44 protein-coding genes are annotated in these 22405 nt (G+C 32.5%); 43 read left to right on the forward strand and 1 reads right to left on the reverse strand.

All coding sequences use genetic code 11. From position 1 onward, the window contains the following. Nucleotides 1-15: 15 nt before the first annotated feature. Complete coding sequence (locus CPAL_RS09855; protein WP_106024510.1) at nt 16-366, reverse strand: helix-turn-helix domain-containing protein; 351 nt, start codon at nt 364-366, stop codon at nt 16-18. Nucleotides 367-597: 231 nt separating this feature from the next. Between CPAL_RS09855 and CPAL_RS09860 the strand changes: the two genes are divergently transcribed. The 43 genes from CPAL_RS09860 to CPAL_RS10050 all read left to right on the forward strand — a co-directional run bounded on the left by CPAL_RS09860 (nt 598) and on the right by CPAL_RS10050 (nt 22393). Continuing rightward, the gene (locus CPAL_RS09860; RefSeq protein ID WP_106024511.1) at nt 598-819 is read left to right on the forward strand and encodes a helix-turn-helix domain-containing protein; all 222 of its coding nucleotides are present in this window, start codon (nt 598-600) and stop codon (nt 817-819) included. A gap of 2 nt (nt 820-821) precedes the next feature. After that, complete coding sequence (locus tag CPAL_RS09865; RefSeq protein ID WP_106024512.1) at nt 822-1079, forward strand: DNA-binding protein; 258 nt, start codon at nt 822-824, stop codon at nt 1077-1079. Nucleotides 1080-1154: 75 nt separating this feature from the next. Further along, nucleotides 1155-1880: an ORF6C domain-containing protein gene (locus tag CPAL_RS09870; RefSeq protein WP_106024513.1), complete on the forward strand. Its 726-nt coding sequence runs from the start codon at nt 1155-1157 to the stop codon at nt 1878-1880. A gap of 14 nt (nt 1881-1894) precedes the next feature. Continuing rightward, nucleotides 1895-2191: a hypothetical protein gene (locus tag CPAL_RS09875; protein ID WP_106024514.1), complete on the forward strand. Its 297-nt coding sequence runs from the start codon at nt 1895-1897 to the stop codon at nt 2189-2191. Then, nucleotides 2169-2324, forward strand: coding sequence for a DUF6906 family protein (locus CPAL_RS13905; protein ID WP_165815315.1), 156 nt, complete (start codon nt 2169-2171; stop codon nt 2322-2324). Before CPAL_RS09875 ends, CPAL_RS13905 begins: the two co-directional genes overlap by 23 nt. A gap of 2 nt (nt 2325-2326) precedes the next feature. After that, the gene (locus tag CPAL_RS09880; RefSeq protein WP_106024515.1) at nt 2327-2509 is read left to right on the forward strand and encodes a hypothetical protein; all 183 of its coding nucleotides are present in this window, start codon (nt 2327-2329) and stop codon (nt 2507-2509) included. 12 nt (nt 2510-2521) lie between these two features. After that, complete coding sequence (locus CPAL_RS09885) at nt 2522-2800, forward strand: hypothetical protein (RefSeq protein ID WP_106024516.1); 279 nt, start codon at nt 2522-2524, stop codon at nt 2798-2800. A gap of 57 nt (nt 2801-2857) precedes the next feature. Further along, the gene (locus tag CPAL_RS09890) at nt 2858-3082 is read left to right on the forward strand and encodes a hypothetical protein (RefSeq protein ID WP_106024517.1); all 225 of its coding nucleotides are present in this window, start codon (nt 2858-2860) and stop codon (nt 3080-3082) included. Further along, nucleotides 3075-4016: a YqaJ viral recombinase family nuclease gene (locus tag CPAL_RS09895; protein ID WP_165815317.1), complete on the forward strand. Its 942-nt coding sequence runs from the start codon at nt 3075-3077 to the stop codon at nt 4014-4016. Before CPAL_RS09890 ends, CPAL_RS09895 begins: the two co-directional genes overlap by 8 nt. Before the next feature lie 2 nt (nt 4017-4018). Then, nucleotides 4019-4837, forward strand: a complete 819-nt coding sequence (locus CPAL_RS09900; RefSeq protein WP_106024518.1) for a recombinase RecT — start codon at nt 4019-4021, stop codon at nt 4835-4837. After that, entirely contained in the window at nt 4830-5012 is a 183-nt protein-coding gene (locus CPAL_RS09905; protein ID WP_106024519.1) for a hypothetical protein, read from the forward strand. Before CPAL_RS09900 ends, CPAL_RS09905 begins: the two co-directional genes overlap by 8 nt. 10 nt (nt 5013-5022) lie before the next feature. Then, on the forward strand, nt 5023-5817 hold the full coding sequence (locus CPAL_RS09910) for a DNA replication protein DnaD (RefSeq protein WP_106024520.1): 795 nt from the start codon (nt 5023-5025) through the stop codon (nt 5815-5817). After that, the gene (locus CPAL_RS09915) at nt 5756-6625 is read left to right on the forward strand and encodes an ATP-binding protein (RefSeq protein WP_106024521.1); all 870 of its coding nucleotides are present in this window, start codon (nt 5756-5758) and stop codon (nt 6623-6625) included. Before CPAL_RS09910 ends, CPAL_RS09915 begins: the two co-directional genes overlap by 62 nt. A 2-nt stretch (nt 6626-6627) precedes the next feature. After that, on the forward strand, nt 6628-6849 hold the full coding sequence (locus CPAL_RS09920; RefSeq protein WP_106024522.1) for a hypothetical protein: 222 nt from the start codon (nt 6628-6630) through the stop codon (nt 6847-6849). Between the two features lie 219 nt (nt 6850-7068). Then, nucleotides 7069-7398 (forward strand): hypothetical protein, encoded by a 330-nt coding sequence (locus tag CPAL_RS09925; RefSeq protein WP_106024523.1) that lies wholly within the window; start codon nt 7069-7071, stop codon nt 7396-7398. 19 nt (nt 7399-7417) lie between these two features. Then, on the forward strand, nt 7418-7564 hold the full coding sequence (locus tag CPAL_RS13910; protein ID WP_165815319.1) for a hypothetical protein: 147 nt from the start codon (nt 7418-7420) through the stop codon (nt 7562-7564). Between the two features lie 100 nt (nt 7565-7664). After that, on the forward strand, nt 7665-8123 hold the full coding sequence (locus tag CPAL_RS09930; protein ID WP_106024524.1) for a single-stranded DNA-binding protein: 459 nt from the start codon (nt 7665-7667) through the stop codon (nt 8121-8123). 12 nt (nt 8124-8135) lie between these two features. Continuing rightward, nucleotides 8136-8591 (forward strand): hypothetical protein, encoded by a 456-nt coding sequence (locus CPAL_RS14105; RefSeq protein ID WP_242976305.1) that lies wholly within the window; start codon nt 8136-8138, stop codon nt 8589-8591. 157 nt (nt 8592-8748) lie between these two features. Beyond that, nucleotides 8749-9120, forward strand: coding sequence for an HNH endonuclease (locus tag CPAL_RS09940; RefSeq protein WP_242976306.1), 372 nt, complete (start codon nt 8749-8751; stop codon nt 9118-9120). Beyond that, nucleotides 9110-9505 (forward strand): RusA family crossover junction endodeoxyribonuclease, encoded by a 396-nt coding sequence (locus CPAL_RS09945; protein WP_207654930.1) that lies wholly within the window; start codon nt 9110-9112, stop codon nt 9503-9505. The genes CPAL_RS09940 and CPAL_RS09945 overlap by 11 nt, the downstream gene beginning before the upstream one ends. Then, nucleotides 9502-9849, forward strand: coding sequence for a hypothetical protein (locus CPAL_RS09950; RefSeq protein ID WP_106024526.1), 348 nt, complete (start codon nt 9502-9504; stop codon nt 9847-9849). Before CPAL_RS09945 ends, CPAL_RS09950 begins: the two co-directional genes overlap by 4 nt. Before the next feature lie 16 nt (nt 9850-9865). Further along, nucleotides 9866-10051: a hypothetical protein gene (locus tag CPAL_RS09955; RefSeq protein WP_106024527.1), complete on the forward strand. Its 186-nt coding sequence runs from the start codon at nt 9866-9868 to the stop codon at nt 10049-10051. Further along, on the forward strand, nt 10051-10212 hold the full coding sequence (locus CPAL_RS13915) for a hypothetical protein (protein WP_165815320.1): 162 nt from the start codon (nt 10051-10053) through the stop codon (nt 10210-10212). Before CPAL_RS09955 ends, CPAL_RS13915 begins: the two co-directional genes overlap by 1 nt. Beyond that, nucleotides 10193-10621 carry an ArpU family phage packaging/lysis transcriptional regulator gene (locus tag CPAL_RS09960; protein ID WP_106024528.1) on the forward strand — a complete coding sequence of 143 codons (429 nt, stop codon included), beginning with the start codon at nt 10193-10195 and terminating at the stop codon, nt 10619-10621. The genes CPAL_RS13915 and CPAL_RS09960 overlap by 20 nt, the downstream gene beginning before the upstream one ends. Before the next feature lie 147 nt (nt 10622-10768). Next, complete coding sequence (locus CPAL_RS13920; protein WP_165815321.1) at nt 10769-10942, forward strand: hypothetical protein; 174 nt, start codon at nt 10769-10771, stop codon at nt 10940-10942. Nucleotides 10943-11312: 370 nt separating this feature from the next. Continuing rightward, nucleotides 11313-11783 (forward strand): hypothetical protein, encoded by a 471-nt coding sequence (locus CPAL_RS09970; protein WP_106024529.1) that lies wholly within the window; start codon nt 11313-11315, stop codon nt 11781-11783. Between the two features lie 159 nt (nt 11784-11942). Continuing rightward, complete coding sequence (locus tag CPAL_RS09975; protein WP_106024530.1) at nt 11943-12242, forward strand: hypothetical protein; 300 nt, start codon at nt 11943-11945, stop codon at nt 12240-12242. 19 nt (nt 12243-12261) lie between these two features. Further along, a complete protein-coding gene (locus CPAL_RS09980; protein WP_106024531.1) occupies nt 12262-12453 on the forward strand; it encodes a hypothetical protein in 192 nt (63 codons plus the stop codon). A gap of 74 nt (nt 12454-12527) precedes the next feature. Continuing rightward, nucleotides 12528-13232 (forward strand): phage terminase small subunit, encoded by a 705-nt coding sequence (gene terS, locus CPAL_RS09985; protein WP_106024532.1) that lies wholly within the window; start codon nt 12528-12530, stop codon nt 13230-13232. Then, the gene (locus CPAL_RS09990) at nt 13222-14472 is read left to right on the forward strand and encodes a PBSX family phage terminase large subunit (RefSeq protein ID WP_106024533.1); all 1251 of its coding nucleotides are present in this window, start codon (nt 13222-13224) and stop codon (nt 14470-14472) included. The genes terS and CPAL_RS09990 overlap by 11 nt, the downstream gene beginning before the upstream one ends. Before the next feature lie 12 nt (nt 14473-14484). Beyond that, complete coding sequence (locus tag CPAL_RS09995) at nt 14485-15906, forward strand: phage portal protein (RefSeq protein WP_106024534.1); 1422 nt, start codon at nt 14485-14487, stop codon at nt 15904-15906. Continuing rightward, nucleotides 15899-16921 (forward strand): minor capsid protein, encoded by a 1023-nt coding sequence (locus CPAL_RS10000; RefSeq protein ID WP_106024535.1) that lies wholly within the window; start codon nt 15899-15901, stop codon nt 16919-16921. Before CPAL_RS09995 ends, CPAL_RS10000 begins: the two co-directional genes overlap by 8 nt. Nucleotides 16922-16936: 15 nt before the next feature. After that, nucleotides 16937-17068 carry a hypothetical protein gene (locus tag CPAL_RS14195; RefSeq protein WP_278320567.1) on the forward strand — a complete coding sequence of 44 codons (132 nt, stop codon included), beginning with the start codon at nt 16937-16939 and terminating at the stop codon, nt 17066-17068. A 19-nt stretch (nt 17069-17087) separates the two neighbouring features. Next, the gene (locus tag CPAL_RS10005; protein ID WP_106024536.1) at nt 17088-17474 is read left to right on the forward strand and encodes an Acb2/Tad1 domain-containing protein; all 387 of its coding nucleotides are present in this window, start codon (nt 17088-17090) and stop codon (nt 17472-17474) included. After that, the gene (locus tag CPAL_RS10010) at nt 17474-17719 is read left to right on the forward strand and encodes a hypothetical protein (protein ID WP_106024537.1); all 246 of its coding nucleotides are present in this window, start codon (nt 17474-17476) and stop codon (nt 17717-17719) included. Before CPAL_RS10005 ends, CPAL_RS10010 begins: the two co-directional genes overlap by 1 nt. Before the next feature lie 19 nt (nt 17720-17738). Beyond that, on the forward strand, nt 17739-18332 hold the full coding sequence (locus CPAL_RS10015) for a phage scaffolding protein (protein WP_106024538.1): 594 nt from the start codon (nt 17739-17741) through the stop codon (nt 18330-18332). 12 nt (nt 18333-18344) lie between these two features. Beyond that, a complete protein-coding gene (locus CPAL_RS10020) occupies nt 18345-18671 on the forward strand; it encodes a hypothetical protein (protein WP_106024539.1) in 327 nt (108 codons plus the stop codon). Nucleotides 18672-18686: 15 nt separating this feature from the next. Beyond that, nucleotides 18687-19706: a major capsid protein gene (locus tag CPAL_RS10025; protein ID WP_106024540.1), complete on the forward strand. Its 1020-nt coding sequence runs from the start codon at nt 18687-18689 to the stop codon at nt 19704-19706. A 37-nt stretch (nt 19707-19743) separates the two neighbouring features. Then, entirely contained in the window at nt 19744-20088 is a 345-nt protein-coding gene (locus CPAL_RS10030) for a phage head-tail connector protein (RefSeq protein WP_106024541.1), read from the forward strand. 1 nt (nt 20089) lies between these two features. Further along, nucleotides 20090-20440 (forward strand): hypothetical protein, encoded by a 351-nt coding sequence (locus CPAL_RS10035; protein WP_106024542.1) that lies wholly within the window; start codon nt 20090-20092, stop codon nt 20438-20440. Continuing rightward, the gene (locus CPAL_RS10040) at nt 20441-20860 is read left to right on the forward strand and encodes an HK97 gp10 family phage protein (protein WP_106024543.1); all 420 of its coding nucleotides are present in this window, start codon (nt 20441-20443) and stop codon (nt 20858-20860) included. A 3-nt stretch (nt 20861-20863) separates the two neighbouring features. Continuing rightward, nucleotides 20864-21310, forward strand: coding sequence for a phage tail terminator family protein (locus tag CPAL_RS10045; RefSeq protein WP_106024544.1), 447 nt, complete (start codon nt 20864-20866; stop codon nt 21308-21310). Further along, nucleotides 21311-22393 carry a phage tail sheath subtilisin-like domain-containing protein gene (locus CPAL_RS10050; protein WP_242976307.1) on the forward strand — a complete coding sequence of 361 codons (1083 nt, stop codon included), beginning with the start codon at nt 21311-21313 and terminating at the stop codon, nt 22391-22393. It abuts the gene before it with no gap. The last annotated feature ends 12 nt before the right edge of the window (nt 22394-22405 follow it).

The raw sequence follows: 22405 nt of genomic DNA on the forward strand, positions 1-22405 counted from the left end.
TACTGTTTTTATCATTTACAGCCCAGCTTTTTTTATTATGTCTAATATTTTTTGCAGTTCTTCTTTAGGTAATTTTTTTATCTTTGGATATAATTCTTTTAATTCTTTGTCTAATTCTTCAAGCTCTCCCGGGTGTTTTTCTACTGTACCACTTAATAAATATTCTGGTGATACCTCCATAGCTTTAGCTATCTTCTTTATAGTTTCTTCGTTCGGTATGGTACGACCGCTCTCTATATCTCCCAAAAATGAGCGAGATATTCCGATTTTATCAGCTAAGTTCTTTTGGGTGAACTTTTTGCCTATCTTTAAACTATATTCACTTCTTAGCTGTTTGATTTTTAAACCTAATAATGAATTATCCATTTCTAAACCTCTTTCAAATTACTATTATTGATAACATACGTCTATTATACGTATTTTACGTCTTTTTGTCAATAAACTGAGTAATTGATAAATAAAACTAGGATAGAAGAGTTGTTTTAATTATTTACGTCAATATGACGCAAAATACGACAAAATGACGTTTGTGTATTACGTCATACTGACGTAATATATATTCATAAACAGCAACAAAGTAAAAAGGAGGTCGGGGAAATGAATAGTTTATTGGATAACATTTCTTGGAATAAAAAAATCCAAGTTCTAAGGACCATTAAAGGATGGACTCAAAACGAAGCTGCTAAACAATGCAATACTACTCAAAAGGTTTATTGGAATTGGGAGAGTGGGAGTGTGTATCCAAGGAAAAACAGCAGAGTGGCAATAGCTAATGCTTTTGATGTTAATGAAGATATTATATTTAAAAAGGAGGGGTAGAATTGTTAACACCAAGAGAATTTGCGAAAAGAACAGGATTATCATACAACCAAGTTCTTAACATGTGTAAAGCAAATGAATTAAAAATAGTTAAGACATGCAAAGGACATTTTAAGATAGCTGATATTGAGCTTAACCAATTTATACAATCAGATGAAAGTGTTACTAAAGAGCAGTATTTAGAAGTTATTAAAGAAAATGAGAGGTTAAAGAATACTATAACACAATTAAAAAATTTTATCGCTAGCTTAAAATTATAGAAAAATAGAAAGTCTAGAAAGATAATAATCAAATTGTTTGAGGGGGCAAAATGAAATGGACGAGGAGGGATGTTAATGAGCCAACTAGTTAAAATTAATGACCATGATTTGCAAATCAAAGTATTTAATAACCAAAGAGTAGTAACTTTTAAAGACATTGATAAAGTACATGAAAGATCAGAAGGAACTGCTGGGAGAAACTTTAGAGAAAATAAGGAACATTTTATTGAAGGTACTGATTATTTTTTTGTAAAGCCTGCGGATATTCAGACCGACGAAATTCGTCGCTCCGAAATTAATAACTCGGGAACATATTTAATTACCGAGTCAGGTTACCTAATGTTAGTAAAATCCTTCACTGATGATTTAGCTTGGAAAGTTCAGAGACAGTTAGTCAATACATACTTCAGAGCTAAGGACCTGAATCCATACAAGGGATTATCTAAGGAGCTACAGGCTATCTTCTTAATTGATAAGAAAACACAAGAGATTGAAGAGAGAGTGGACAAGTTAGAGAACAAAATGACTATTGATTATTCGCAGCAGGAAGAAATAAGAACTAAAGCTACACAAAGAGTTATACAAGTTTTAGGTGGAAAGGATGTACCAGCTTACAAGGAATTAAATAAGAAAGCATTTGCAGCATTATGGAGAGATTATAAGAGAGCTTTAGATGTTAACTCTTATAGAAATACAGCAGTAAAGGACTTTGATAAGGCTCTTAATTATGTAGCAACTTGGAAGCCTGCTCGGGAATTAGAGTTAATGATTAAAGGTGCAAACAGTCAAATGAGGATATAGAGGAGGACAAGCGTATGAATAAAAATGAAGTAAAAAAGTTATTTTGGAATCTGGTAAATGGGATTGAGTTTTGTTGTGACACAATAACGGAAAATAGTGCTGGAGTGGTGGTTGAAAGAGGAATGGCTTTAGAAAATGATTATAGCGCAATGTATGTACTAGATGAAGGTTCTATAAGGATATATGACAATCATCATAATGTTATTGCAGAATTCACAGAAGATAGTGAATTGCTCTATATTCTAAAAGACTTATTTGAGAACTTGGAGATTTTAGGAGTGAGAAACAATGCAAAAACCAAGAAGGCTTAAGCCAGAAGAAAGAGCATTTCTACGGTCACAAGGCTACACACCGAGATACTTTCTATTATTAAAAAAAACAGCAGAAGGGTATGAGTTTCTAGAGAAACACACTGGAAAAATACTTGCGATATGGAGGGATTAGAAATGTTAAGACAATCATTAGAAAAGAGAGGGATATATCTAACTGATGAAGAGTTTGCAATAGTAATGGAAATCACTACGGATGATATTAAATTTAACAGGGTTAGTTTCGGGAAGAGGACAAGTCTAGATTATGTATTGGACATTGCAGAAAGAAGTGCAAATGTATTTAAAAAATGTGCATAGGAGGGAGGAAAAGTGGAATTACCAATAGTTGAGTATGACAGATTTGGAAGGATTAAGTATAACCCGGCATTTCATACTAAACACAAAACACCATGGAGCATGGAAGATTTGCAGTATTTGGTTAACTGGTATGACATTATAGGGCCAGAAGAAATGAGTTTCGCATTGGAACGACCTGTAACGGCCATACAACAAAAAGTTACAGTTCTGAGGAGACAAGGATATATGAAAAAGCCAGATAAGTTTGGGTATCACAGAAGAATAAAAAAAGAGCTGCGCCAACAGCCCTAATAAAATTAAAAAATATTTCAATACTTAAATTTTAAATGAAAGAGAGTGATTTGTAAAGTGAAAGCAGCAATAACAGGCTACATTACAGCAGTAATAAATAACTATACTAGGATAATAGAGAATTTGGAAGAACGAAGAGTAGACAAGCCATGTATAAGAAAGTATGAGGCTATAAGAGAGGAATTTTATGATTTATTAGAGTTCGTAGAGGACCTTCCAGAAGAGACTAAGAGGCCTATAACAGTTATTTTTAATAGCAGCAAGGAGGAAACATATGACTAAGGCATTAGCAGATACAAAAGTTATGTCTGAACTTGAATGGTTAAAGAGTAGACAAGCTGGAATTGGCGGAAGTGATGCTGGAGCTATTTTAGGGGTTAATAAATGGAAGACACCATTCCAGGTATACCTTGATAAAACAGAGCCTATAACTGAGGTTAATGAGCAGAGCGAAGCAGCGTATTGGGGAAATACTTTAGAAGATATGGTTGCAAAAGAATTTGCAAAGAGGGCAGGGAAGAAAGTTAGAAGAAGAAATCAGCTACTACAGCATGAACAGTATCCATTTATGACAGCAAATTTAGACAGAGAAATAGTTGGGGAGAAAGCGTTTCTTGAATGCAAGACAGTTAATGCATTTGGCGCAAAGGAATGGGAAGGCGACGATATTCCAGCAAGCTACTTAGTACAAGTTATGCATTATATGGCGGTGACAGGTGATAGTCATTGCTACATAGCATGCTTGATAGGAGGTCAGAGATTTATTTGGAAGGAAGTACAGAGGGATGAAGAACTGATTTCAATGATTATACAAGCTGAGAAGGACTTTTGGGAAAATCATGTACTTAAAAAAATCCCTCCTGTTTTAGATGGATCTAGTGCAGCTGAAAAATATCTTAATGAAAGATATTCTAATCCAACACCATATTCGGAGATAAATCTTAAATCAGAATATAAAGATATGATAAATGAATACTTACAGCTTAAAGAAAATATGAAAGCTCTTGAAACTAGATTGAAAGAGATTGAGAACAACATTAAGAATGAGCTTGCAGATAATGAGAAGGGGTATGCAGGGAATTATGAAGTAAACTGGATGCCTGTGACATCATCAAGAGTGGATAGCAAGCTCTTAAAAAGTAAATATCCAGACATATATAAAGATGTTTGTAAGGAATCGACCTATAGAAAATTTAGAATAAAGGAGTGTAATTAACAATGGCAACAGTAAATGAATTAAAAAATGAAATAGCAACTAAAAAGGAAACAGGAGTAGGTAGTGCAGGAAATACGATAAAAGGATTAATAAACAGCCCTGCTATTAAGAAAAGATTCGAGGATGTATTAAATAAAAAGGCACCGCAATATATGAGTTCAATAGTTAATCTAGTGAACGGTGATACAAACCTTAAAAAATGCGACCAAATGAGTGTAATTGCAAGTTGTATGGTTGCAGCAACGTTGGACTTACCGATTGATAAAAATCTTGGATATGCATGGATAGTGCCATATGGAAATAGGGCTCAATTTCAATTAGGCTATAAAGGCTATGTTCAGTTAGCACTTAGAACAGGGCAGTACAAAGCAATAAATGTTATAGAGGTACATGAGGGAGAACTTATAGAGTGGAACCCACTAACTGAAGAATTAAAGATAGATTTTAGCCAAAAGAAATCTGACGCAATAATTGGATATGCAGGGTACTTTGAATTATTAAATGGTTTCAAGAAGTCAACATATTGGACTAAGGAGCAAATAATTAGACATAAGAATAAATTCAGCAAGTCTGATTTTGGATGGAAAAAAGACTTTGACGCTATGGCTAAAAAAACGGTACTTAGAAATATGCTATCAAAGTGGGGTATTTTAAGCATAGAAATGCAAAATGCTTATACAGCGGACCAAGCTACAATAAGACCTGAAGCAGTTGAAACCGGAGATATAAAGGGCAATGTTGATTATGTAGAGGCAGATTTTGAAGAAAATTACGAAGGTACACCTTTTGAAGAAGTTGAGGAAGGTGGAGTAAATGAATAATATTCCTGATTGCTGCTATGAGTATAGGTATGAAAGTGAGATGGCAAAGGTTGTTGATACATGTTCAGAATGTGGTTGTAATATTTACGAGGGTGACGAGTACTACGATATAAACGGCTTGATATTATGCCAGAATTGTTTGAGTGACTATAAAAGAGAAGCACAAGCAGAATAGGAGGCTATAAATGACAGGAGAAGGGAAAGGGTGGATAAGTCTATATAGGAGCATACAAGACCACTGGTTATGGCAAGAGAAGCCTTTTAGTAAAGGACAAGCTTGGCTGGATCTTCTCTTGTCAGCTAATCACCAGGATAAAAAAATAGTATTTGACAGTAACTTAATAGAAGTAAAAAGAGGAGAGTTTATAACATCTATAAGGAAGTTATGTGAGCGTTGGGGTTGGAGTAACAGCAAGGTAAAAAAGTTTTTAGATTTATTACAAGATGATGGAATGATTTACTATAAAAGCGACACTAAAAAAACTGCGATAAACATAGTAAAATACAAGACTTATCAAATATTGAGCGACACTAAAAACGTCACAGAAACTGCACAGACCAATCACAGAAACATCACAGAAACGCCACAGAAACATACAAACAATAATGATAATAATGTTAATAACTATAATAATGATAATAACTATAGTAGTTGTAGTACTGGGTCAATAGAAGAAATAACTCAATATTATTGCGGTAAAGCTGGCATAGTAGAATTTAATATTAATCCTACTGAAACGCAAACCATAATTCAGCTTATTAATGAGGTGCCTTTAGAAATAATTAAACAGGGTATAGACGAAGCATTTAATAATTACAAACCTAAATTCCAAGGAGATAAAATAAAGTCATTTAAGTACTGTGAGCCAGTAATAAAATCCCTATACGCAAAATTAAATTCAAAGGAGGGAGCTAAGAATGGAAACTGTAAACAATATATTGAATCAGCAGATAGAGAAGGAATTGGACTTGAACTCTAAACTAGAAGAAAAGTGCCAGATATGCGGCAAACACATGTATAAACAATATGAACTCTTCGGCAAAAATAAAATTGTTAGAGTAATGTGTGACTGTGAAGCCAAAAAACTAGAAGAAGAGAAGTCTAGACAAGAGGCACAAGAAAAACAGTTAAGGTTAGAAAGGCTTATTACAAATAGTCTTATGGATAAAAGTTTTAGAAAGAAGACATTTGAGAATTGGGACTTTAGTAAAGGGGCTAAGCAGATGTATGAACTTGGATTGAGGTATACTAAAAATTTTAAAAAGTGCAAAGAAGAAGGAATAGGACTACTGATATATGGAGAGCCCGGCAATGGTAAAACTTATCTTAGTAGTGCAATTGCAAATGAGCTTTTAAAACAGTTTGTGCCAGTAATATGTGTAAGCATAAATGGATTACTTTCAAGGATTCAAGAAACTTATAGCAGATGGGGGAAAGAAGCTGAAGCTGATGTAATTAGAGGGTTATGCAATGCAGATTTACTAATAATAGATGATTTGGGGGCAGAGAGAAAAGTTGGTAATAGTGATTGGACGAAGACTATGATTTATAACATAATCGACAGCAGATATAGGAGTAACCTTCCACTAATAATTACAAGCAATCTAAAAATTAATCTAAAACAGACAAATGGAGTATTGACAGAATTATATGAAAGAAGGACAGAGGATAGAATCTTAGAAATGTGTACTCCGGTTCATAACACTGCCAAGAGTATAAGGGTAGATGAAGCAAAAAAGAAAACTAAGTTGCTCAAAGATATTTTATACGGAGTAAAGGAGGACTAGCTATGCCAGATATAGACCAGGCACTGGAGTACATTTTCGGAGATGTAGCACCAGATGGAACATTTAGAGAAGAAGCTTTTAACACATATAAAGAGTTACAGCATAGGAAGAAGAAAAGGAAGCAACAGTTAGAAGCGGATATTAGTGCAGTTACTAATAGGAGTTATGACAGAGTTTATAAAGAGCAATATAGTCAGTATTACAGCTTTGGGCATAAGAAGTAGGTCGCAAAATGAATATATTTTATTCTTCAGAAAAGGTAAATTTAAAAAGATAAACCATTGTGGTACTGCTGATATATTTAATGTTCCTAATAAAAAAACTAAAGATGAAAACTATTATAGTATAGCTTACAATCGTATTAATGGATTCATATATGATTAAATATAAATTAAAAACTAAATAAAATATCGGTTTTAAAAGGATATAATGGAGGGATAAAAATGAAAAAATTAATATTAACAAGCAGACAATTAGAGGATATATATTTTGGCGAGAGTGAAAGATTTGCAATAATAAAAGAAAGGGAGTGGGAACAAGAACATAAATATCAATTAAAACAAATAATATTTGAGGATACTACAACAGGTATTAAATATTCAGCATATATAGGTAGAAGTGGTTCTCCATTTACGGATTGGACTTATAATAGTGAAATTATGGATAAAAATGAAGAAGTGTGTCCTGTGGAAGAAAAAGAGGTAGTTATAAAGAAGTGGGTTTATGTTGATGATGATAAAATAACTGAAACAGAAAAGGTTAAAAGTATATAGAGTGAGAGCTATTTCAAGCATGGGAAAGATTAAAATAACGAAAAGTCCACAACATAAAACTGTAGTAATTTCTAAAGAAAATCAATACGGTTATGGATATATAATAACGATTAATAAAAGAGAATTGGAAGAATTTTTAAAAGATGAATATGAAGATATAAAATAATTTAAAGATTTGAGGTGATGAATGTAATTGTAAAATTCAGTGTGAAAAATATATTAAATAAGTCGTATTATTAATGAAATATGAAGGAAGGTAAGTAATAATGAACAGAGTTGTTTTAATTGGAAGATTAACTAAGGATCCAGAGCTTAGATTTACACCAGGAAAGGGAACTGCGGTGTGCACATTTACATTAGCGGTAAATAGAAGGTTTAAGAGTGATGGCCAGCCTGAAGCAGATTTTATACCTGTAGTAGTATGGGGAAAACAAGCTGAAAACACAGCTAATTATGTAGGTAAAGGTAGGCTTATTGGAGTAAGTGGCTCAATACAAACTAGAAGTTATGAAGCTAAAGATGGTACTAGAAGATATGTGACAGAAGTTGTTGCTGATGAGGTACAATTCTTAGAGTCTAGAAATGCAGTTGCTAACTATGATAGAAGTGAATCTATTCTTCAAGGAGATAATCATGGTATTCCATCAGATAGTAATGACATATTTAATCAAAACGGGTATGAAGATGAGATTACCCCAATTGATGATGGGGATATACCTTTTTAGGAGCTGAATAAATTGAAAAGAACAACATTTAAAAGGACAATTTGGACTAATGAGCAGATAACTTTTTTAAGAAATAATTATAGGAGCATGACTAATGCAGAAATTGCTGAAAAATTAGGTAAGACAAGACGAGCTGTAACTGAAAAAGCTAGAGTTTTAGGGATAAAGAAAATTAGAAGGATAGTAACGTCAAGCAGAATAGCTTTTTATGAAGATGGTCCAGGGACGAAATTAGAATTAGAAGGAAGATTAAAAATGCAAAATTTTTATGATTTAGACGTAAAAGTAGGGGATAAAGTTAAAATTGAAATATCGGGTTATTGGAGAGAGAAAAAAATAAGAACTGGTAAGGTTGTTTTTAAAAATGATTATCATATTACAATACAAGAAAAAAATTACAAAGAAAGTTTTTTAGGAGCTCAATTTTACACAGGAGATGTTAAGTTAATTAATCATAAAAGGCAATAAACAAGAAAGGAATAGCTTCATTTGAGAGTACAGTTTTATCCTTGTATTCTCAAATGATAGTCAACTGAAAATAATGTATAGGTTAGTAATAGATGAGATAAAGGAAAGTAGAGGATGGATATATCAGCAAGTGAAGATAGAAACGGAGAGTGAAATCATGAGGGAATGTGAGATATGCGGAAGGTTTCCTGCAGAACAACATCATATAGTTAAGAGGAGCCAAAACAGAGCTATGATAAAAGCTCCTGTAAATCATGTATATCTTTGTGAAGAACATCATAGGGGGACAAAGGGTGTGCATGGCCGGGATGGACATAAACTAGATATACAACTAAAACTACAGCTCCAGAAGAAATTATTTGAGTTGTTTGATAGAAAGTATTATACCAAACAGGAAGCAAAAGAACTTCTTGGTATAAGCGCTAAAGATGTAAACATGCTATTAAAAACTAAAAAATGCAAAGATGGGCAGTATGAAAGAGTAGATATAGTGATAGCTTGCATGGGAGGTGCTCTTTATGGAAATTAAATTAGTGATACCTTTGAAACCTGTTACAAAGAAAAATCACCAGCAGATACTAATAAATAAGGCTACAGGAAGGAGATTTATAGCACCTAGTAAACAATACAAGGTCTATGAAGAAGAGTGTTCTTGGGAGCTAAAAGGACAATATGAAGGAGAGCCAATAGACTATCCGGTTAATGTTAAAGCATTATATTATATGCCTACACGTAGGAAAGTAGATTTAACTAACCTTCACGAAGCATTACATGACATACTAGTTAGCTGCGGAATCCTAAAAGATGATAATTGTAAGATAATAGTTTCTACAGATGGAAGCAGAGTTTTATACGATAGGAACAACCCTAGAACAGAGGTATTTATTACAAGGATAGAGGAGGAGTATATATGACACCAGGAGAGATAATGGAAAAAATTCAAGTTTGCCAACAAGCTTTAACAGCAGGAAATATAGAACTTAAGACTTTTGGTGTTAAAAAAGCTAATGCAGAAAGGAATTATAGAATTGCATTAGCTAAAGAAATTTTTAGATTAAGACAGGAAGAAAAACAACCAGCAACATTAATAAATGATTTAGCAAGGGGTAAAGAAGAGATAGCAAGGTTAAGGCTAGAAAGAGATATAGCTGAAACGAATTATAATGTATGCTTAGAATCTATGAGAAATTTAAGACTGGAGTTAGAAGCATATAGGAGTTTTCTTACATGGGAAAGAGTAGAACTTAAAAACACATAGAAAGCAGGGAATTGATATGGAGGATTGGAGGAAAAGATTAAATGACTTATTAGAGGGCAGAATAAAATTATTTGAGGAAGATTATGTGCATGGTGATCCATGTAGGTATAAAAAAGATGGAAAATGGGTTAAGGCAAAAATAGACATGAAAAAGAAAATAATATACGGATTAGATGGAGAGATATTAAGGAGGTGCAATTAATGTTAGCATTGGTAATAATCATAGCTATGATTTCTGTATCGGTGTCGATTACATGTTACAGGTATAGCATTATAAAAGCTAAAGAGACTATGAAAAAGATAAATAGACCGGACCTAATACAGATGAGGAGGGTAGAAGAACATGACAGAATATCAAAGTAAGCAACAAATAGTGGAATGGCTTAAGGAATATGAAGCTATAAAAGCTGGAATAGAGAATTTAGAGCAGACTATCGAGGATATAGCTCAATCTGATATGGCTGTAAATTATGATAAAGAGCCTACTGGGAAAACCAATAAATTTAATTCGATTGTAGAAAGTGCTGTAGTAAAGATAGACAAGCTAGATATAAAACGTAGAATAGAGGCAATGAAGAATATAGTTAATAATATAGATAGAGCATTAAGTATTCTTACTGATACAGAAAGATTTATAATAGAGCATAGATGTATTAAAAGTCAATATTATTATCAGTTCTGTTATCAAATTAATGTTAGTGAAAGAACCGCTAAGAGAATTAAAAAAGAAGCTTTAAGGAAAATGTCTATAGTTATTTTTGGGAAAGAGTAGGTTGGCACTTTTTTGGCACGATTTTATTAAATATCTGTAGTAAAATAGTATTATAAAAATATATACAACACATTGTGCTAGAGCACTTGGACAAGTTCCAGGTGCTTTTTCTATTTTTATAATTTTTATAATTAAGGAGCGAGAAGTGTGAAAATAGGTGAAATACTTAGAGAAAAGCAGCCTAAGGAATATAAAAAATTAAGAAACGAACAAAACACAATTAAAAAACATGAGCACTTCTCTACTAGAGAAATAGAAGAGCTGATGTATCATAGTTGCTATAAACGTAGTAAAGGTGGGGCTTTGAGGCAGATAAAATAAATGGATATGAGGTTAATTGCTCATATCCATTTTATAATTTATATTTGCTTTATTTATAGTCTTTTATCCCAAGATGTTCTTTTAAAGCCACTTGAAGTATTTGTGAAAAGTTGACTTTATTTTCTTCGGCTATTTTGTTTAACCAGTAAGGAATAGTTAATGTCTCATTATGTATGAGTGACTTATAAGCGTGAATAGAAACTACAAAGGAGCTATTAGGCATTTTAATGCTTTCAAGTCTCTTCTTTAGATATAGATAAGATTGTAATTTATTAATAAGTGAATTGATATAAAAAATGTAAATAATGATATAAATTGCAGGAATTTTTCATTTTGTGAAGAATAATGTTATATAATGGAGGTGAGAAAAGTGAAATTAATACCATTAAAACAATGGATATGTGATGTCTGTGGGGAAATAATAGAAAAACCAGAGGATGGATATGTACAATGGCATAGGGATTCTAATATGAAAATTGATGACTTTATTATTGTGCACCATCAATCAGCTTCTCCAAGAAAATGCACTAGCAATGGATGTTATAAATATGATAGTGATTCCGATTTGAAAAGTTTTTTGGGAGAACATGGTATTGTAGAATTGCACGCATTATTAGATCCTGGTCCGTACCATCTTCCAGAATACTGCAAACAGGTAGCGGATATAAGAAAATGGTCAGATCTTTATAAAAGATTACAGCTTCCTTACTATGAAGAAGCAAGAAAGTACTGGCATAGAGCAATGTCAGATGGATACTTTGGCGATTCTAATGAAGTTTATATTTATCTACCAAATAATCTAAAAAGAATGATTGAACATTATGAAAAAGAAGATTATTAAAAAGAGCTTTTCTTAAAGAGCTCTTTTTTAGTGCAAAGAGAATCCTATTTACATATTTAAAATTATGAAAACTAAATTTAAAATGTAAACTGTAAAATTGTTAAAAAAAGAAGGAAAACTTCCTAGAATGTAGAAATATCATACTAGGAGGTGAAAATTATGGATATGGAAGAAGGCAAAAAAGAAAAAGTAAGAGAAATTAAAAGAAAAGCTACTATTGAATCAGCAGGAAGATATTTTGATTCTCTATATGATAAGCACCTAGAGGATAAGAGAAAAGTAAAACTAAAATTAAAGAGTAAAGATGGCAATGATGTTATTATAAACAAAACGGAATATGAAATACCGTTTCAAATTGATCAAATAATACTTGCCTTAAACGGAGCATTTGAAATTAAGGTTAGCAATTTTGAAATTACTAGAGAAAACCTTAGTTCAATAGAAATTCTATTTGAATAAAACAGGAGATAAGTAGTATATGCATTGTGAATTAAAAGATATAGAAATTGAGTTGTTTGATAAAAAGCAGAGAATGGGACGAGAAGTTAAAATCATTAGGGAATGTTCTGAAAACTACAAAGTTATAAACGGGATAAAGACATTTGTTCCTTGTAAGTTCAGACTAAATGAGAAATGTTTACGACTAAAATATAGAATAGGTAATAAGTAATGTAAGTTAGAGCTCATAACGGGCTCTTTTTTCATACCCAAAACAAACAAATAGGTAGGTGGTGACAATGTAGAATGACAGATATAAGAGGACCAGATATAAAAGATCAGGCTAAACAAGATTACCTAAAAGGCATGAAATATAAAGAACTTGCTGAAAAATATGAGGTAAGTATAAATACAATAAAGTCATGGATAAAAAGATATAATTGGTCCAAAGAGAAAAAAGAAGTGAGTGCACACAAAAAGAAAAAGGGTGCACCCTTAAATAATAAAAATGCAGTAGGCCATGGAGCTCCACCAAAGAATAAAAATGCGGAGAAACATGGATTTTTTTCTAAGTATCTTCCAGAGGAAACTTTAGAGCTTGTTGATGAGATTAAAGAAATGGACTACTTAGATATACTTTGGGAGAACATCACAATTCATTATGCCGGAATAATAAGAGCTCAAAGAATTATGTATGTGAAAGACCAGGAGGATATGACTAAGGTATTGAAAAAGCAAAAAGAAACCTCAGGAGTAACAACAGATAGCTGGGAGAAGGAATACGAGTTACAATTTGCCTGGGATAAACAGGCTACTTTTCTTAATGCACAGAGTAGAGCTATGTCAGAGCTACGAAACTTAATAAAACAATATGATGAAACTCTTCATAAAAATTGGGATTTAGCAACAGATGAGCAAAAGGCTAGAATTGAAAAGTTAAAGATAGATATAGAAAATACAAAAGGTAATAATACAGGTGATGAACAAGTGGTGATTGTAGATGACATATAAGCTATCAGAAATAATCATTCCCAAGTTCCACAGTTTTCATAAAGCATATAAAGAAGATTACCTTCACTATGTTTTAAAGGGTGGAAGAAACTCTGCTAAATCATCTACTTATTCTGAGGAGTTAATATTGGATTTAATGAAGTATAAAATAAATGCTTTAGTTGTTAGAAGAGTTGCAAATACTCTTAGAACCTCTGTGTATGAGCAATTATTATGGGCAATAGATATTTTGAATGTGGGACACCTTTGGAAGAAAAATAAAAGCCTTTTAGAACTAGAATATCTTCCATGGAAAAATAAAATACTTTTCAGAGGTGCTGATGATCCGCAAAAGATTAAATCTATCAAAACAAGCAAGTATCCTATAGCAAGGTTGTGGTTTGAAGAAGTTGCAGAGTTTAAGACAGAGGAGGAAGTACAGACTATAGTTGATTCTATAGTCAGAGCAGAGCTTCCAGATGGATTAAAGTATAAAATAGTTTATTCTTATAATCCACCTAAAAGAAAGCAGCATTGGTTAAATAAAAAATATGAAACACAGTTTATACCTGCTAATACTTATGTTCATCACTCTTGTTATTTAGATAATCCTTATGTTTCAAAAGCTTTCATAGAAGAAGCTGAGAACATGAAAAAGAAAAATGTTTTTAAATATAGGTGGAATTACTTAGGTGAGCCTATAGGTAGTGGAGTTGTGCCATTCGATAACTTAGAATTTAGAACTATAACTGATGAAGAAGTTAAAAGCTTTGATAATATCAGGCAAGGCATTGACTGGGGATATGGAGTTGACCCAGTAGCATTTGTAAGGTGGCACTATGATAAGACTAGAAGGAAATTATATGCTTTAGATGAAGTGTATGGGGTTAAAATGTCCAATAGAATATTAGCAGACAAGATAAAAGCTAGAAAGTACAATGGATTTTTAACAATAGCAGATAGTGCTGAACCTAAATCAGTTGCAGAACTAAAGTCTTATGGCATTAGAATTAAAAGTGCTAAAAAGGGTGCAGGAAGTGTGGAATATGGAGAAAAGTGGCTTGGTGATTTAGAAGCTATAGTAATAGATCCGAAAAGGACTCCCAATATAGCAAAGGAATTTGAAAATATAGACTATGATGTTGATAAAGATGGCAACCCATTAACCAGGTTAGTAGATAAAGATAATCACACTATAGATGCAACAAGATATGCGTGTGAAGATGATATGAGTAACAGTGGGGTACAAGTATTTAAATAAGGGGGTGAAAAGATGCTTTTTGATTTTAGACCTAAAGTTCCAGCACTTACCAAAGAGGAGGTTATAAAAGAATTCATAGATGAGTTTAATAAGTCAGATAAAAGAAAAAATATGATAATAGGTGAAGCTTACTATGAAAATAAGAATGACATAAACACAAGGGAAAGATACTGCTATGTTAATAAGCAGAAGATGATAGACCATACCAAAGTAAATAATAAATTAAGTCATTCATTTATGAAGCTGCTAGTGGATGAAAAGATAGGGTACTTGTTAGGAAAACCTCCTAGTTATACCTCACTAAATGATAGTTTTGAAGAAAAGCTCAATGAGGTGTTGGACAGTGACTTTGACGATGTACTAAATGAAGCTGGTATTGAAGCAAGTAATAAAGGTATTGCATGGTTGCAGGTTTATATTGATGATGACCAGGAATTGAAATTTAAAGTAATTCCAAGTGAGCAGATAGTACCTTTGTGGTATGATACCGCTCATACAAAATTACAGGCAGTAATTAGGTATTACTATATAACAGTATATGAAGGTAAAAATAAAAAAGATGTGCTTAAAGTAGAGTACTGGGATGATAAAACTGTGATGTATTATACCGATTATAATGGTAAATTAATTCCTGATGTAGAGGCAAATGAAACTGCAGAACCCATAGGACATTACATGAAAGATAATGAGCATTTTGGTTGGGGAAAGGTTCCTTTTATAGCTATTAAAAATAATAGTAAAGAACTTAATGATTTAACTTTTGTAAAGAGCCTTATAGATGATTATGACCTGAACACAAGTGATACAAGTAATAATCTTGCAGAGATACAATCTCTTATTTATGTACTAAAGAATTATGCTGGACAAGACATAGGAGAGTTCATGCAAGACTTAAGATACTACAAGGCTATAAAGGTTGAAGGTGATGGAGGAGTTGATTCCCTACATGCTGATTTAAATGTTGAAGCTGTAGAAAAGCACCTGGATAGATTAAAAAAAGATATATATCAGTTTGGCCAGGGTGTGAATATGGATACTGACCGTTTTGGAGCTAATCCTTCAGGAGTTGCATTAAAGTTTTTATATTCGGGACTAGACCTTAAATGTAATAACTTTGAAAGAAAACTTAAAAAAGCTTATAAGGAAATATTTTGGTTTGTAGCAGAGTACTTAAAACTTATGCGACAAGGCAACTTTAACTATAAAGAGGCTAAAGTTCAGTTTAATAGAAATATGATTATCAATGAAACAGAAGTAATTCAAAATTGCCAAGGAAGTGTAGGTATTATAAGTAGAAAAACAGTAAGAGAACACCACCCTTGGATAAATGATGTGGCAGAGGAAGAGCAGAGGCTTGAACAGGAACATGATTCTTTAGAGTATGACCTTCCACTAAATAAACCACCCAATAAACAAGGTGATGTAGATGAATAATATTGATTACTGGAAGAAAAGAGAAGAGGAAAAAGTCAGTAAGCAATTTAGGAAGGCAGATTTATTAGAAAAAGAATTAAAGGAACAGTATGAAATAGCTCTAGAAGAAATAAATAAAAAAATAACTTATTTTTATGAGAAATATGCCAAAGATAATGACATGACATATAGAGAAGCTACAATGTTCCTAAATGGTCAAGAATACTCCAGGTGGAGAAAAACACTTGAAGAGTATATAAATGACATAGAGTATTCCGGGGATGAATTGTTGCAGCTGGAGCTTAACACTCTAGCAATGAAAAGCCGTGTGAGAAGAATAGAGGTATTAAAAACTGATGTTAGTATTGAACTTCATAAATTATATAAAAAGCAAAATGAGACAGTTACAGGTTTGCTAACAGATATAGCAGAAGGAACTTATTATGAAACAATATATCAAGTACAAGTTTTTGAAGGAATAGGACATTCTTTTGCAAAACTTAATAAAAATACTATAGAAACTATTCTCTCTTATCCATGGAGTGGAGCAAACTTCTCTGATAGGATATGGAAACAAAAAGAAAAGCTTACAGATACAATCAAGCAGGAATTAACACAGAAGTTTATCCAGGGTAAAGATGTAAGAAGTACTGCTAAAGCTATAGCTGATAAAATGAATGTAAGTTATAAAAATGCTTGTACTTTAGTTCAAACAGAAAGTGCATATATTGTAGGGGAATCTACTGCAAGAGGATATGAAGCTACTGGAGTACAGCAGTATCAAATATTGGCTACACTAGATAGCAGAACATCATCTATATGCAGAGAACAGGATGGGAAAGTCTATGACCTAAAAGATAAGACTATAGGAGTTAATTATCCACCTTTTCATGTAAGATGTAGGACAACTACAGTACCTTACTTTGAAGATGAAGAGGATACTGGAAAGCGAGCTGCAAAGAAACCAGGAGGAAAGACCTATTACGCACCAGCAAATATGACCTATGAAGAATGGTACAGTGAACATGTTGCTTAAAGCGAGGTGAAGATAGTGGAAGAAGCAAGTAAAGAAATAATTGATCTAAGAAATAGAGTTATAGAGGCGCAGCAAAGAAATGCTAGCCTCAAATCACAGGTACAAAAATTGAAATATACAATAAAAAACATAGCAGAATTATTATAAAAAGAAAGGAATGATATAAATGAAACAATTAAACACTATTCAAAAAATGGAAAAGTTGAATGATGTCTATGCAGTAGATGAAAAAGGCAATGGAGGAGCAAACCATAGATATGTAATATGTAAGCAAGGTGAAACTAGGTGGTGTAATGGGAATAATTCAGAGGGAGTGTATTCTGATATACAATTTCAAAATGGTGCAAGAAAGGAAGAAAACTCAATCCATGGAGTAGCAAATGAGGACTTATTAGAAATAGTAAGACACAGATTACAATGTTTTCAAGCAGGACCATTTGCGAGTAAATATAACGAGGAGGCTCTAAAACACATAGAAGAAGCTTTGCATTGTATGAATGCTAGAGTAGAGGATAGAGTTAAAAGAAATGTATTAGGAAGGAATGAAAAATAATGGCTAAGTATAGAAAGAAACCAGTAGAGGTTGAAGCAGTTCAATATACAGGGAAAAACATTAATGAGATATACAATTTTGTAAGAAAGCATCTATTTAGAGATATAGATAGGAACTTATCTATTCAAACTCTAGAAGGTACTATGAAAGCAACACCAGGTGACTGGATTATAAAAGGTGTCAATGGTGAGTTTTACCCATGCAAGCCAGACATATTTGAGAAAACATATGAATCAGTAAAATAATTTTGAGAGGAGCGATAATATGCCAAAGTTAAGTGAAATACTAGGAGAATCATATTCACAGATACCAGAAGATATTAGAACTAAGTACAAAGATATTGACTTAGTTGACAGCTCCGGTTATGTAGAAAAAAATAAATTTGATGCTGTAAAAAATCAACTATCAGATTTGCAAGCTCAAATAAAAGAAAGGGATAAGCAGCTAAAAGATTTATCTTCTAAAGTTGGAGATAATGAAGAATTAAAAAATCAAATAGAAGAGCTGCAGAATAAAAATAAAGCTGCTAAAGATGAATATGAATCTAAAATATTAAAAATGCAGTTTGATTATGCACTAGAAAAAGCTCTATCTAAAGCTGGAGCAAAGAATAGTAAAGCAGTTGAAGCTCTATTAGATAGAGATAAAATAAAATTAGATGGTGAAACTCTTATAGGATTAGATGAACAGCTTACAAGCTTAAAGATATCTGATCCTTATTTATTTGGTGAAGATAAAATTTCAAGTCCTAAACCAGGTGATGGAAAGAGTGATCCAGGAGATAGTGATTTAGCAGCTAAAATAGCTGAAGAAAGAAATAAAGAAGTACAAAATCCATATGAAAAATTATGGAATTAGGAGGGAAAAAGTATGTATGTAAAAACAACAACTTTTAATAACCAGGCTGAATTTTTAGCTAGTGACAAATATGTTAATTTCACTACTACAGTATCCGACGAGGGCATAACAGCAGATGAGTTAGGAAGAAAGATAGTTCCTGCAGGTAGCATATTAGATGCAGCTGGAAAGATAGTAAATGATGGTACTGCGGCAGGAATACTTTTTTCACCTGTAGATGTAACAGAAGGACCACAACCAGGAGCACTTATGGTTGAAGGTTATGTATTAGAAGCTAGACTTCCAGTTAAGCCTGCTGACACAGCAAAAGCAGCATTAAAAGAAATTAAATTTAGATAGGAGAGTGTTAAATATATGGCTAGAATAGAAGAACTATTTTCAACAGAAACAGTTTTAAATTATGTGAAAAATAGACAACCAGTACCAATGTTAGGAGATATGCTTTTCCCTGAGAAAAAAATCGAGGGATTAGATTTTAAAATGATAAAAGGTGCAAATAACTTACCTGTATCAGCAAGTATTCATAGTTTTGATACTGAAACTGAAATTGGTTCAAGAGATGGAGCTTCTTACAGTGTAGAAGAGCTTGCACTAATCAAAAGAAAAATAAAAATGGATGAAAAATTAATAATACAATTAAGTTCACCTAGAAGTACTCAAGAAGAAACTCAGGCTATTAATCAAATTTTCAATGATGTAGATAATATGGTTAATAGCGTAAGAACTAGAGTTGAAGCTATGAGAATGGAGGCTATATGTACAGGTAAGCTTTCTATAAATGAAAATGGAGTTAAAATCTCTATAGATTACGGGACTCCCAAAACTCAACAAAGTACAACAGATTGGACTGCTCCAGATGCAAAAATACTAGATGATATTTATAACTGGACAGATAAAGTTGTACAAAATACAGGATTTACTCCTACAAGAGCTTTAACTTCTAAATCAGTTTTAAATATACTTTTAACAAATACCGCAATAAGAAAGGCTATATTAGGAGTTAATTCAGATAGGATCATAACCAAAGATATGTTAAATCAGTTGTTAGCTTCTATGGGATTACCTCAAGTAGCGACATATGATGCTCAGTATAGAACGCAGGGAGCGGATGGAAAGTATACAGCTAAAAGATACTTTGAAGATAGTAAATTTGTATTACTTCCAGATGGAAAGTTAGGAGAAACTATTTATGGTTTAACTGCGGAGGAAATAGAGCTAAGAGGCAGAGGTGATGTTAAGATTGAAAGCTTTGGAAATATCCTAGCTGAAATTTACTCAACAAAGGATCCGGTTGCTAGATGGACTAAAGCAGTTGCAACTTGTCTACCATCATTCCCTTACGCTGACCAAATTTACATTGCTAAAGTTAAGTAGGAGTTTTATCTCCTGCTTAATTTAAAGAGGTGTTAGTATGCTTGAAAATATAAAAGATGTGTTAGAGATAACGGATAACTCTAAGGATAAACTTATTAATAGGTATATAAGTAAAGTTACTCAGAAGGTGCTTAATTATTGTAACTTAAAAGAGTTGCCTATAGAACTTCAAGGCTTTATAGAGGATAAAGTTATTTCTATAATGCAATATAAATTAGAATCAGCAAGTAGTGATAAAAGTAGCAGGGAAGTTAAGTCAATTCAGAGAGGTGATACTAAAATTGAATTTGCCACCATATCTGAAAAAGATGAAAAAACACTATTAAATTTTAGTAATTCAGACATGAAAGAATTAAATAGTTTTAGAAAGGTGGCTTGGTAGTATGGATGAAGCAGCACTCCTTGAATTAACTTATTTTGATAAAGCTACAATAAGTGGCCAAATACAATATAAAAAACCTAATGGAGCTATAGCTTTTAAAAATGGACTAAAGGCAGAAAATATTAAATGTGCTATTTCAAAAAAAGAACCTCAAATACTAAGCGAAACTGAAACAGTATCTAATATAAAATACTCAGTTATTATGTTTTGTAGGCCCGATACAAATATTGCTGCAGGTGATGATGTTCAGGTAACATTTGAAAATGGACTGAAAAAAAATTATATAGCTGGAGAGCCATTCCTTTATTCAAGTCATTTAGAGATACCTCTAACAAGAAAGGATAGAAACTAAATGTTTGAAATTGATGGTTTAGATGAGTGGATAGCCAAACTAGAAAGAATAAAAGTAGAGTTCCCGGAAGAAATTGAAGCTGAAATATTAAAATTAGCCAATAAGTTACTAAGAAAAGTTAAACAACGAACTCCAGTAGGTGATACAGGAGAGTTGAGAAGAAATTGGGAAATAGGTGATATAGTAAGAGAAGGTAATGGTTGGTATATAGAGGTTTTCAACAATACTGAATATGCACCGCATGTGGAATTCGGACATAGGACAAGACTAGGAGTAACTAGTAATCCTGAACACTATAAAGCAAGAGGAGTTATAGCCTATGTTCCTGGAGTACATATGCTGAAAATAAGTGTAGAAGAATTAAATGCTCAATTACCAGGAGAATTAAAGCGTTGGATTAATAGAGTATTAGGAGAATAGTATATGCTTAAGTATAACGATATAAGGGATGCATTTACCTTAAAATTAAGTGAGAAGTATCCTAAAATTAATATATATGATGAAAAGATACAGCAGGGTTTTGAATCACCTGCTTTTTTCGTGCAATTAATTCCAGGTAGTTCAACAAGGGAAAGTAAGAATGTTAAGTCTCGATTCCTATTAGTTGATATTCAATACTTTCCTAAGGAAGTAAATTCTACTGAAGAAGTGTTAAATATGGCAGATGATTTAGAAGATATGTTTAAGGGTCATATTTCTATTAAAAATAGAAATATTAAATTAGACAATACACAGTATCAATCAATAAATGATGGAATTGGCATTGTATTACACTTCCAGGTACCTATTAACTATTATGAATTAATTGAGAAAGATATTGAAAACTTCGATGTAATGCAAGATATGATTTTATCAAAGAAAGGAGTGTAGATGATGTTAGGATTACCTAATGTAAATATAGCTTTTAAAACTAAAGCTAGTACTGCTATGCAAAGAGGCGAAAGAGGGATTGTAGCTCTTATATTAAAAGAAAAAGGTCCAGTAAACAATCCTATAAATATAAGCACTATAACAGATATTCCAACAGGATTTACTGCAGAAAATAAAGAGCAGATAGAGTTAGCGTTACGAGGAGGAGTTAATCCACCTAAAAAAGTAGTAGTCTATGCGATACAACCAGAGGCTACTGATTATAATGAGGCTTTAAAATACTTAGAGGTAACTAAATTTAATTATTTAGCAATACCATTCATAGAAAAAGAAGCAGCCAATATTATAGCCACTTGGACAAAGGAACTTAGAGATACAAAAGATGTGAAAATCAAAGCTGTATTACCACATACTCCGGCAGATCATGAAGGAGTTATTAATTTTGACACAGATGATATTAGAGTTGGAGAAAAGACATATTCTGCAGCTCAATATTGTGCTAGAATAGCAGGTATTTTAGCAGGGTGTCCTCTTAATATGAGTGCTACCTATACGGTTCTTCCGGAAGTTGATGATGTACCTCATTTAACTAAAGAGGAAGCAGACAAGGCTATAAATGAAGGTAAGTTAATTTTAATAAACGATGGTGAAAAGTGTAAGATTGCTAGGGCTATAAATTCATTAACTTCAACTACTAAGGATAAAGGTGAGGATTTTAAAAAAATATTAATAGTGGACAAGAATGATATGTGGCATGATGATGTAAAGCGTACAGTAAGTGATTATTATCTTGGGAAATATGCAAACACCTATGATAATAAAATATTGCTTATAACGGCTATACAAGCATATAATGACCAGCTAGCACTTGAAGGATTACTAGATAGTTCTTCAACTGAGTATAATAAAGTTTTTATAGACATAGCAGCACAGAAAACATATTTAAAATCAATTGGAGAAGATGTTGAGAATATGAAAGACCAGGATTTAAAAGAGGCTAATACAAAAGATAAAGTATTTATAGCTTCTAATTTGAAGTGGACAGATGCAATGGAAGACTTCAATATCAATGTAACTATTTAGGAGGTGCTTATT

The sequence above is a fragment of the Clostridium thermopalmarium DSM 5974 genome, from assembly GCF_002995795.1.
GTDB classification, from domain to species: domain Bacteria; phylum Bacillota; class Clostridia; order Clostridiales; family Clostridiaceae; genus Clostridium_H; species Clostridium_H thermopalmarium.